Source organism: Rhizobium sp. NFR12, assembly GCF_900108545.1.
Taxonomy (GTDB): Bacteria; Pseudomonadota; Alphaproteobacteria; order Rhizobiales; family Rhizobiaceae; genus Neorhizobium; species Neorhizobium soli.
On record NZ_FNWM01000002.1, the window covers coordinates 1,244,476 to 1,256,005 of the forward strand.

Annotated in this window: 8 protein-coding genes; 4 read left to right on the plus strand and 4 right to left on the minus strand. The window is 61.5% G+C overall.

The features are described from left to right. The first annotated feature begins 319 nt into the window (after nt 1-319). The 3 genes from BLW69_RS13420 to BLW69_RS13430 are packed head-to-tail and all read left to right on the plus strand — an operon-like array spanning nt 320 to nt 3,776. A complete protein-coding gene (locus BLW69_RS13420; RefSeq protein ID WP_244508831.1) occupies nt 320-2,089 on the plus strand; it encodes an extracellular solute-binding protein in 1,770 nt (589 codons plus the stop codon). A 53-nt stretch (nt 2,090-2,142) separates the two neighbouring features. Then, on the plus strand, nt 2,143-2,814 hold the full coding sequence (locus tag BLW69_RS13425) for a DsbA family oxidoreductase (RefSeq protein ID WP_062580750.1): 672 nt from the start codon (nt 2,143-2,145) through the stop codon (nt 2,812-2,814). Nucleotides 2,815-2,834: 20 nt separating this feature from the next. Further along, nucleotides 2,835-3,776, plus strand: coding sequence for a DMT family transporter (locus BLW69_RS13430; RefSeq protein WP_092662390.1), 942 nt, complete (start codon nt 2,835-2,837; stop codon nt 3,774-3,776). Between the two features lie 82 nt (nt 3,777-3,858). Here BLW69_RS13430 and mfd read toward each other — a convergent pair whose 3' ends face one another. After that, complete coding sequence (gene mfd, locus BLW69_RS13435; protein WP_092662392.1) at nt 3,859-7,389, minus strand: transcription-repair coupling factor; 3,531 nt, start codon at nt 7,387-7,389, stop codon at nt 3,859-3,861. After that, nucleotides 7,386-7,709 carry an FAD assembly factor SdhE gene (locus BLW69_RS13440; RefSeq protein WP_092662394.1) on the minus strand — a complete coding sequence of 108 codons (324 nt, stop codon included), beginning with the start codon at nt 7,707-7,709 and terminating at the stop codon, nt 7,386-7,388. Before BLW69_RS13440 ends, mfd begins: the two co-directional genes overlap by 4 nt. Nucleotides 7,710-7,800: 91 nt before the next feature. Here BLW69_RS13440 and recG point away from each other — a divergent pair, with 91 nt between their 5' ends. After that, complete coding sequence (gene recG, locus BLW69_RS13445) at nt 7,801-9,906, plus strand: ATP-dependent DNA helicase RecG (RefSeq protein WP_092662396.1); 2,106 nt, start codon at nt 7,801-7,803, stop codon at nt 9,904-9,906. Here recG and BLW69_RS13450 read toward each other — a convergent pair. Both BLW69_RS13450 and BLW69_RS13455 read right to left on the minus strand, forming a co-directional pair. Further along, complete coding sequence (locus BLW69_RS13450) at nt 9,903-10,622, minus strand: DUF502 domain-containing protein (RefSeq protein WP_092662398.1); 720 nt, start codon at nt 10,620-10,622, stop codon at nt 9,903-9,905. The two genes, recG and BLW69_RS13450, sit on opposite strands and share 4 nt — an antisense overlap. A 96-nt stretch (nt 10,623-10,718) precedes the next feature. Then, nucleotides 10,719-11,530 (minus strand): SIS domain-containing protein (locus tag BLW69_RS13455; protein WP_139283858.1); only part of this gene is annotated, 812 nt, incomplete at its 5' end.

Consider the following 11,530-nt stretch of genomic DNA (forward strand, 5'->3'; position numbering starts at 1 on the left):
CCTGAAATCCGCGGGCGCAGCATGCGCCGTCCACCCCGTCGAGATGTCCTACTGCCTGTCACCTGTCGCTCAAATGAGGCAATTGAATGACTCGGCGGGTGTTGCCAATCTGTTACATCGACGCGACGGCGATATCCAGCCTTTCTTTTGCTATTTTGACAAACCTCACCGTTGCAACGCAAGTTTGAAGAGCCTGTGCTTGGTGCATTGTCACCTATCCGCTATTTTCTGCCCGAATCAGCAGTATTGAGAGAAACGGAATGCTTTCATGAAGCGCAGTATATCCTTCTTGATCGCAGCGACGCTGTTTGTGCCTGTCATGGCATCCGGGGCGCGGGCGCAGCCTGTGCACGCGATCTCCATGCATGGCGAACCTGCCCTGCCCGCCGATTACCAGCATCTGAGCTACGTCAATCCGCAAGTGAAGAAGGGGGGCAGCGTCCGCTACGGCGTCGTCGGCACGTTCGACAGCCTCAACCCGTTCAACCTCAAGAGCATCCGCACCACCGCCCGCGGCGTCTGGGATCCGGCCTTCGGCAACCTGATCTATGAAACGCTGATGACCCGCTCCGCCGACGAGCCCTTCACGCTCTATGGTCTTCTGGCCGAAAGCGTCGAGTGGAATGATGAGCGCACGTTCATCCAGTTCAACATCAATCCCAAGGCAAAATGGTCCGACGGCCAGCCGGTGACACCTGAGGACGTGATCTTTTCCTTCGAGGTGCTGCGCGACAAGGGTCGGGTGCCGTTCTCCAGGCGTCTCGCCCCTGTGGAGAAGATGGAAAAGGTCGGCGAGCGCAGTGTCCGCTTTACCTTCAACGACACGGTCGACCGGGAATTCCCGCTGATCATCGCCGCCTCCACCCCGATCCTGCCGAAACACGCGATCGACCCGGAGACATTCGATCAGTCGACCCTGAAGGTGCCGCTGGGCTCGGGACCCTATCTTATCAAATCCGTCTCGCCCGGCCAGCGCATCGTCTACGAGCGCGATGAGAAGTACTGGGGCAAGGATATTCCGGCCAAAGTCGGTTTCGACAATTACGACCGAATCAGCGTCGAATACTTTTTGGAAGACAACACCCTGTTCGAAGCCTTCAAGAAGGGCGAGATCGACATCTATCCCGATGGCAGCCCGACCCACTGGGCGCGCGCGTATAATTTCCCGGCCATCCGGACTGGAGACGCGGTCAAGGAAGCCTTCACGCCGCAACTGCCGACGGGCATGCTGGGCTTCGTGTTCAACACGCGCCGGTCGATCTTTGCAGACGTCAATGTGCGCGCCGGCCTTTCGCTGGCCTTCGATTTCGAGTGGGCCAACCGGAACCTGTTCGAGAACGCCTATACCCGCACAGAAAGCTTCTGGCAGGGCTCGCCGCTGACTTCTCTCGGCAAACCGGCGGACCAGCGCGAGCTAGAAATCCTCGGTGACACCAAGAACCGAATCGAGCCCGACGTACTCGATGGTACCTACCGTATCGAAAAGACCAACGCGTCCGGTGCCGACCGCAGAGTGTTGCGAAAGGCCGTCGACCTTCTGAACAAGGGCGGCTACACGATCAAGAACGGCCGCATGACAAATGCCAGCGGGCGCCAGTTGTCGTTCGAGGTCATGACCCAGACCGTCGATCAGGAAAAGCTCGCCATCGCCTACCAGCGAGCCCTTCGGATGATCGGCGTCGACATGGCGATCCGCACAGTCGACGATTCGCAGTACCAGGCGCGGTCGGGCAGCTTCGACTACGACATGATCGTCAAATCCTACCCGTCGTCGCTGTCTCCCGGGATCGAACAGATGGGACGCTGGGGCTCCACCTCCCGCGACACGTCCGGCAGCTTCAATTTTGCAGGAACAGCGGATCCCGATATCGACCGGTTGATCGGGACCATGACAGCCGTCCGTAGCAAGGAAGATTTCGAAGCAACGGTTCGCGCCTATGACCGCCTGCTGATTTCAGGCCATTACATGGTGCCGCTCTACCATATTGCCGACCAGTGGGTGGCGCGGCGCAAGCAGATACGCTATCCGGAAACCTTGCCGCTATACGGCTATCAGCTCAACACTTGGTGGGATGAGCGGGCGCAGTAGACAGCTCGCCACCTCCCGATCGCAAGCCAAACCTGATTGGAAAGAGAACGCCGATGGAGCGCATCACCGTAGATATTGTCTCCGACGTCGTGTGCCCCTGGTGCTATCTGGGCAAGGCGCGGCTCGAGCTGGCAATCGCCGAAGTCCAGGACGAGATCGGCGTCGACTTGAACTGGCGTCCCTATCGCCTCAACCCGGACATTCCGCCTGAGGGGGTGGACCACAAGGCTTTCCTCGAAGCAAAGCTCGGCGGCAGCGAAACGGTCGCCCGCGCTCATGGGGCGCTGACCCAGCTGGGCCAGGAAGTCGGCATCGCGTTCAATTTCGACGCGATCACGGTCGGCTCGAACACGCTCGATGCCCACCGTCTGCTTCAGTGGGCGATGGTGGAGGGCCGCGAGGTTCAGGATCGCGTTGTGACCGCACTCTTCAAGGCGAATTTCGAGCAAGGGCGCGTTGTCGGGGACCATGCGGTTCTCGCAGACATCGCCGTCGAAGCGGGCATGGATCGTACGGTCGTCGAGAACCTTCTGGCAGGTGACGCCGATAAGGATACGGTCCTTGCCGAGATCGACGCTGCGCAAAAGATGGGCGTCAACGGCGTGCCGTTCTTCATTGTCGACGGACAGTATGCGGTGAGCGGCGCCCAGATGCCGGATGTTCTCGCCAACGCCTTCCGCGAAATCGCCCAGCTCAAGGCCGAAGCTCGCAAGGGCATGATCTAGCTTTTCGGAAAGTTTACCCGGTGCAGAAAGACCAGACCCTCAAGGGTGTCCTCATCGCCTTTGCGGCCTTCGCCGCCTATGCATGGAGCGATGCCAGCGTGAAATTGATCGAGGGCCAGCTGAGCCCCTATCAATCCTCGTTTCTCGGCGCGGTCTTCTGCCTCGTCGGCCTGCCCTTCCTCATGAAGAAGGGCGACCGCTGGACGGATATCTTCAACACCACCAACAGACCGCTCTGGATCCTGCGATTTGTGGCCCAAGCCGGCGGCACGATCGGCAGCGTCACTGCCTTCACCCATCTGTCGATGGCCGAAGCATTCGCGCTGATCTTTCTCCTTCCGTCCTTCGTCACCATCATGTCCGTCCTCTTCCTGAAGGAGCAGGTCGGATACAGGCGCTGGGCCGCGGTCGTCATCGGCTTTGTCGGCGTCATGATCGTGCTCCGCCCCGGATTTCGCGAACTTTCGATCGGCCATCTAGGCGCCGTCTTCGGCGGCTTGAGCGGAGCCATCTCGATCGTCGTCTTCCGGGCCATGGGACCGTCGGAGAAGAACATATCGCTCTACGGTGCCGGCGTGCTTGGAACGCTCGTCGTCTGCGGCGCGCTTGCCCTGCCGGGCTTCCAGGCGCCAACGGCAATCCAGTGGCTCTGGCTGGCCGGCTACGGGCTTCTGGCAGCGCTCGGCGCGATCCTGGTCATGTACGCTGCCGCCTATGCACCCGCGACCCTGATCGGCCCGACGCAATACAGCCAGATGCTCTGGGCGGTACTGTTCGGCTACCTGGTCTTCGGCGACCATATCGACCTGCCGATGGTGATCGGCATCATCCTGATCATCGGCTCGGGCATGCTGACCCTCATTCGCGAACGCGTTCGCGGCACGCCGCTTCCGCCGGCCCTTGGCTCGGATACGCAGGCCGCCGCGGTGATGGCGCCGGAAGCGCCAGACACGAAGCCCTGAAAGCCACAGTATCGATTGAACGAAAAAGGCCGGCGAGCTCTGCTCACCGGCCTTTTGTTTGTTGTCGAAGCGACGAGACGCTTCAGGTCTTCGCCAGTTCCGCAAACTGCGTCATCACCTGGGCTGCAGCCGTCAGCCGCTTTGTCGGCGTCGGCAGGTCGCGGTTGAGGAAGATGCTCTGGTCCGGCCTGATCTTCGCAAGCGAACCCTGCTTGGCGATATAGCCGACCAGCGCCGCCGGGTTGGGGAACTGCTTGTCACGGAAGACGATGACCACGCCCTTCGGACCGGCATCGACCTTCTCGACATTCGCCTTGCGGCAGAGCGTCTTGATATAGACGACCTTGAGCAGGTTCTGCACCTCGGGCGGCATCGGCCCGAAGCGATCGATCATTTCCGCACCGAAGCCATCGATCTCCGACAGTTCCTGCACTTCGCCAAGGCGGCGATAGAGACCCATGCGCAGATGCAGATCCGGCACGTAGTTCTCCGGGATCATCGTGGTGATGCCGACGGAGATCTGTGGCGACCAGCCCGTATCGACGACGTCGTCCTCACCCTTCACCTCCGCAACCGCCTCTTCCAGCATCTGCTGGTAAAGCTCGAAACCGACTTCCTTGATGTGACCAGACTGCTCCTCGCCGAGAAGATTGCCGGCGCCGCGGATGTCGAGGTCGTGGCTTGCCAGCTGGAAACCGGCGCCCAACGTATCGAGCGACTGCAGCACCTTGAGGCGACGGTCCGCCATCTGGGTGAGCGTCTTGTTGACTGGCAGCGTGAACAGCGCAAATGCCCGAACCTTCGAGCGACCAACGCGGCCACGCAGCTGATAGAGCTGCGCCAACCCGAACATGTCGGCCCGGTGCACGATCAGCGTGTTGGCGGTCGGCACGTCGAGACCGGATTCGACGATCGTGGTCGAGAGAAGCACGTCATACTTGCCGTCGTAGAAGGCATTCATGATGTCTTCCAGCTCTCCCGCAGCCATCTGTCCATGCGCAACGGCTACCTTGAGTTCCGGCACGTCCGACTGCAGAAACGCCTGGATATCGGCAAGATCGGCCAGCCGCGGGCAGACGTAGAAGCTCTGACCGCCGCGGTAATGCTCACGCATCAGCGTCTCGCGGATGACCAAGGGATCAAACGGCGAGATAAAGGTTCGCACAGCCATGCGGTCGACCGGCGGCGTGGTGATCAGCGACAGTTCGCGAACGCCCGTCATGGCCAGCTGCAGCGTGCGCGGGATTGGCGTCGCAGACAGCGTCAGCACATGCACGTCGGTCTTCATGTCCTTAAGCCGTTCCTTGTGCTTGACCCCGAAATGCTGCTCCTCGTCGATGATCAGCAGGCTCAAGTTCGCGAACTGGATGCTGTTGCCCAGCAGCGCATGGGTCCCGACAACGATATCGACCTTGCCCTCGGACAATTCCTTCTTCGTCAGCGCCAGCTCCTTGGCCGGCACAAGACGCGAGGCCTGGGCAATCCGGATCGGCAGCCCGCGGAAGCGGTTGGTAAACGTCTTGAAATGTTGGCGTGCGAGCAGGGTCGTCGGAACGACGACTGCAACCTGGGCGCCGTTCATCGCGGCAAAGAAGGCCGCGCGCAGCGCCACCTCGGTCTTGCCGAAACCAACGTCGCCGCAGACGAGGCGATCCATCGGCCGTCCCGCGGCCAGATCGTCCCGCACGGCCTCGATCGCGGTTGCCTGGTCTTCCGTCTCGTCATAGGGGAAGCGGGCAGCGAACTCGTCGTAGAGGCCCTCAGGCGTTGCCAGAACCGGTGCACGCCGCACCATACGCGTCGCAGCGATGCGGATGAGATCGCCGGCCATATCGAGCAGGCGCTTCTTCAGCTTGGCCTTGCGAGCCTGCCAGGCGCCGCCACCGAGCTTGTCGAGATTGGCTTCCGCTGCATCCGACCCGTAGCGGGAGAGAAGGTCGATGTTTTCGACCGGCAGGAAAAGCTTCGCCTGATCCGCATAATGCAGTTCCAAACAGGCCCGCGGCGCGCCGGCGGCCTCGATCGTGATCAGGCCGACAAACTTGCCGATACCGTGTTCGGCGTGGACGACAAGCGACCCTTCATCGAGACCCGCAACTTCGGTGAGGAAATCGGCTCCGCGCTTGCGGCGCTTGCCGCGACGAACCATACGGTCGCCGAGAATATCCTGCTCGCCGATCACTGCGATATCGCCGGTCTCGAACCCCGCTTCCAGGCTCATCACGGCCGACGCCGCCTCGCCTTTTTCAAGCTTCTGAAGGTCCGACAGCTTTTCGATCGGCTTGATGCGCTTCAGGCCGCGTTCGTCCAGCACCTGCAGCAGGCGGTCGAGCGAGCCGGCGGACCAACCCGTTATCAGAACCTTCGTGCCTTCAGCGCGCTTGTCGGCGATGTGCTTGACGACGAGATCGAAAATATTGACACGAACCTCGCTATCGGAATCGTGTTCCTGGGTCTCGGACCCGGTCTCCGCCTGGCTTTTCGCCCAGCGCGGCCCGGTATGGGCATCCAGCGTCAGAACCGGACGGCCGGCCGAATCCATCTCGTTGAAGGGCGTGAGCCGGATGGCCGCGAGCTGATCGAGCGTTTCGGCAAACGACTTGCCGTCGAGATAGAGCTGGCCCGGCGATACCGGCTTGTAGGGCGTTGCCTGCGCGGCCGCTCCCTTGCCCAGGCTCGCTTGATCGCGGCGTGCCTCGAAATAGTCTGTGACGAGCTTGGAGCGCTCCGTTGCCGCTTCGCGCGCATTGTGATCCGTGACGATCCGGAAGCCGCTCAGATAGTCGAACGCGGTCTCGAGCTTCTCGTAAAACAGCGGCAGCCAGTGTTCCATGCCGGCGTAGCGGCGCCCTTCGGACACGGCCTGATAAAGCGCGTCGTCACGGTTGGCAGCCCCGAACAGCGAAAGGTAATTCGTGCGGAAGCGGCTGATCGTATCAGGCGTCAGCGTCACTTCGCTCATCGGGTTGAGATCGAGCGAGCGGGCCTGACCCGTCGTGCGCTGGCTTGCCGGATCGAAGGACCGGATCGTTTCCAGCGTATCGCCGAAGAAATCCAGCCGCACCGGTTCTTCCGAACCCGGCACGAACACATCGAGAATACCGCCGCGCACCGCGAATTCGCCGACTTCGCGCACGGTCGAGACGCGGTCGAAGCCGTTGCGCTCAAGCCGCGCGGCAATATCGTCCATCCGGATCACGTTGCCGGGCTTGGCCGAAAACGCGAGGCTTTCGATGACCGAAGCAGGCGCGATCTTTTGCAACATCGCGTTGACGGTGACCAGTACGATCGCCGGATGCGGCTTCTTGGCATGCGCGATCAGCCCCGACAGGGCGGCCAGTCTCCTCGCGGAGACATCGGCACTCGGCGACACACGGTCATAGGGCAGACAGTCCCAGGCCGGCAGCGACAGAACCGGGATTTCCGGCGCGACGAAGGACAGCATCTGCTCGAGATCCGGCATCCTCTGGCCGTCGGAGAGAACGTAGGCAACCGACTGTCCGGCCCGCGCCAGTTCCGCCAGAACAAGCGGTTCGGTGCCGGCCGGCACACTGCCGATGGTCAGCGGTGTTGAGGCCGCCGCGATCTTCTTCGCGTTAAATCCGGAAATCATTGGCCGAGTTTCTCTTGCAACGACTCTCTGGTCACGGGATCGAAGTCCGGCTTGTAGGCGGCGATACGCGCAAACAGAGCCGTATTGCGCTCCTCGGGCAGTGCCATAGCGCCGGTGATCCAGGCGTGCAGGTCGTGGTCCTGCTCATCCATGATCACTTCAAACTCGTCCAGTTCCGTATCGGAGAGGTTGGAAATCTCCGCCTCGGCGAAGCTGCCGAACACGAGATCCATCTCGCGAATACCGCGATGCCAGCAGCGATAGAGAATACGTCGGCGACGGGGGTCGAGATCCGCGCTGGTGCGTGCCAATCCAGTCATAAGCCAAGTCCCTGTTTTGCGGTTCATATAGGATTGTTTTCGGCTCGCGTCACCTTGCCAAATGGGCAAAACTTGCGCCATTTAGCCAACCATGCGTCCTGCCGTCCTCGATCCGCTGTTTGCCTCCGTCTCATCGCTGCCCGGCGTTGGCCCGAAGATCGCCGACCTGATCGCGCGTGTCACCGGACGCGAGGATGCGGAAGACTGCCGGGTCGTCGATCTCCTGTTCCATGCGCCCTATTCGCTGATCGATCGCCGCAATCGTCCGGGCATCGCGCTCGCGCCGCAGGGAGCGATTGTCACCATCGAGGGACGCGTCGACCGGCATCAGCCGCCACCGGCCCGGACCAACCAGCCCTACCGGGTCTTTCTGCACGATGAGACGGGCGAACTCGCCCTCACCTTCTTCAGGGCAAAGGGCGACTGGCTGCACAAGACGCTTCCAGTCGACGAACAGGTGATGGTCAGCGGCAAGGTCGACTGGTTCAACGGCCGCGCCTCGATGATCCATCCGGATTTCATGGTGAAGGTATCGGAAGCCGAAAACCTGCCGCTTGTCGAGCCGGTCTATCCGATGACGGCCGGCCTGTCGTCGAAGACATTCCGCCGGACGATCGAAGGCGCGATCGCACGCCTGCCGCAGTTCCCGGAATGGGCGGATTTGAGCCTCACGCAGCGTCAGGGCTTTCCTACCGTAACGGAAGCCTTTCAGGAACTTCACGATCCGCGCGACGAGACGGATATCGATCCCCAGTCCAAGGCACGCCGCCGCTTGGCCTATGACGAATTTCTCGCAGGCCAGGTGTCGCTGGCACTGGTGCGCCAGAAGATCCGCAAAGTGCCGGGACAGCCGATCCGGGTAAAGGGCGAGCTTGCCGCCCGTCTCGTTGCCGCGCTGCCCTTTTCGCTGACGCCCAGCCAGAAATCCTCCGTCGACGATATCATCAAGGACATGGCAGGCGAAGACCGCATGCTGCGGCTGTTGCAAGGCGATGTCGGCGCCGGCAAGACGCTGGTGGCCCTTCTGGCGATGGCCGCCGCTGTCGAAGCCGGCGGCCAGGCCGTTCTGATGGCACCGACCGAAATCCTCGCCCGCCAGCATTTCTCGACCATCTCGAAACTGGCCGGTGCCGCCGGCGTCACTGTCGAACTTCTGACCGGCCGCACCAAGGGTCGCGAACGCGAAGCCATCGTCGAGCGGATCGCCTCGGGCGAGGCCCAGATCGTCATTGGCACCCACGCGCTGTTCCAGGACACCGTCAGCTATCACAGCCTGATGCTGGCGGTCGTCGACGAACAGCACCGGTTCGGCGTGCATCAGCGTCTGCGTCTGACCGCCAAGGGCATATCCCCGCATATGCTCGTCATGACCGCGACGCCCATCCCGCGCACACTGGTGCTGGCAGCCTTCGGCGACATGGATGTGTCCAAGCTGACCGAGAAGCCTGCCGGCAGAAAGCCGATCCAGACCGTGACGATCCCGACCGAACGGATCGGCGATGTCGTCGGGCGCCTGCGCAGCGCCGTCGCAGAGGGAAAGAAGGCCTACTGGATCTGCCCGCTGGTCGAGGAATCGGACGTCTCCGAACTGATGTCGGCCGAGGAGCGCTACGCGGTACTGGCCCGCGAACTCGGTGCCGACAATGTCGGCCTCGTGCATGGCCGAATGGCCGGACCGGAAAAAGACGCCGTCATGAGCGCCTTCAAGAACGGCGAGATCCGCCTGCTTGTCGCAACCACCGTCGTCGAGGTCGGCGTCGACGTGCCCGATGCGACGATCATGGTGATCGAACACGCGGAGCGGTTCGGTCTGGCGCAGCTCCACCAGTTGCGTGGGCGTGTGGGGCGTGGAGACGAAGCCTCCACCTGCATTCTTCTCTACAAGGGACCACTCAGCGAGACCGGCCACGCGCGCCTGTCGATTCTCCGCGACAGCGAGGACGGTTTTCTGATCGCCGAGGAAGACTTGAAACTGCGTGGCGAAGGAGAACTCCTCGGCACCCGCCAGTCAGGGACGCCCGGGTTCAAGATCGCCAGCCTAGAAGCACACGCGGATCTCCTCGAGATCGCCCGCAAGGACGCGACCTACCTCCTGGATCGCGATCCCGACCTAACAAGTGAACGCGGCGAGGCCGTACGCGCGCTGCTGTACCTGCATAGACGCGACGAAGCGATCCGCTTCCTGCGCGCCGGCTAAGGTGCTGTCGGAGGCGTGGTAACAGTGGGCATGTCCTGCGGTGCCGGCAGGATCGGGACCTCGCCGGGCTTCGGCGTATAGGTCGGCGATATCAGCCCACCCGAGATCAACAGCTTGGCGCCCTCTTCCGGCGTCATGTCGAGCATGATGATCTGGCTTTTGCGCACGAACATCAGGAAACCTGCCGTCGGGACCGGGGTCGGTGGCATGAAAACCGCCACCATCTCTTCACCGTCTGCGTTAAGCTTCTCGGCAATCTCGCCCTGTGCATCGCCGGCAATAAACACCAGCACCCAGGTGCCGGGTGTCGGAAATTCGACCATGCCGCATTTCTTGAAGGACGTGGACTGTTCCTTGAGGACCGTCTCCAGGATCTGTTTGACGCTCTTGTAGATGGTCCGGATGAGCGGCATCTGGTTGAGGATCGACTCGCCGAAACTGACGATCGAGCGACCGATCAGGTTCCTGCCGAGAAAGCCGATGATGGTAATCATCACCATCGCCAGCAGCAGACCGGTGCCGGGAATCGTTACGTCGAAGTAATATTGGGGGTCGTAACGCTGCGGAATGTAGGGCGTTACCCAGCTATCGGCCCAGTCGATGAAGGTAAAGGTCAGCCATATTGTGATCGCCAAAGGCGCGCATATGATCAGGCCTGTCAGGAAGTTGTTTCTGAGCCGACCGGCCAGCGATAAGCGCTCTGGGCTGTCGCTCATGAAAATTCCTTACCTGTGACTTGCATTGTCGCACTCATCGAATGCGACAATGCAAGATGCAATGCTGCGATGCAAGGGAAAGCAACCCTTTCCCGATCACTCCACGGTGACGGATTTCGCAAGGTTGCGCGGCTGATCGACATCGGTGCCCATAAACACGGCCGTGTGGTAGGCAAGCAGCTGGATCGGCAGCGAAAAGATCATCGGTGAAATGATTTCGTCTACATTCGGCAGCACGATCGTCGCCATCGTCGGAAGTTTCGAGGCAGCGGCCCCCTTCTCGTCGGTGATAAAGATGATCTTGCCGCCGCGCGCTGCAACTTCCTGCATATTCGAAACGGTCTTTTCGAAGAACCGGTCATGTGGCGCAATGACGATGACCGGCATGTGCTCGTCGATCAGAGCAATCGGTCCGTGCTTCAGTTCGCCGGCTGCGTAGCCTTCCGCATGGATGTAGGAGATTTCCTTCAGTTTCAGGGCACCTTCCAATGCAAGCGGATAGCTCGTGCCACGCCCGAGATAGAGCACATCCTTGAAGCGCGAAAGCTCGCGCGACAGCGCTTCGATCTGCGGCTGGATGTCGTTCAATACCCGGCTCATGATCCGCGGCATCTCGGCGAGATGCTTGACCATCGCCTTCTCGTCGCTCTCCGTCACCGTCCCCCGAACGCGACCGGCACCGATCGAAAGGGCGGCCAGAACTGCGAGCTGGCAGGTAAACGCCTTGGTCGAGGCGACACCAATTTCAGGTCCCGCCAGAATTGGAAAGACCGCATCCGATTCGCGCGCGATCGTGGATTCGCGGACGTTGACGATGGCGCCGATCTTCAGGCCCTGTTCCTTGCAGTAGCGCAGGGATGCAAGCGTATCGGCCGTTTCGCCGGACTGCGAGATGAACAGCGCGGCCT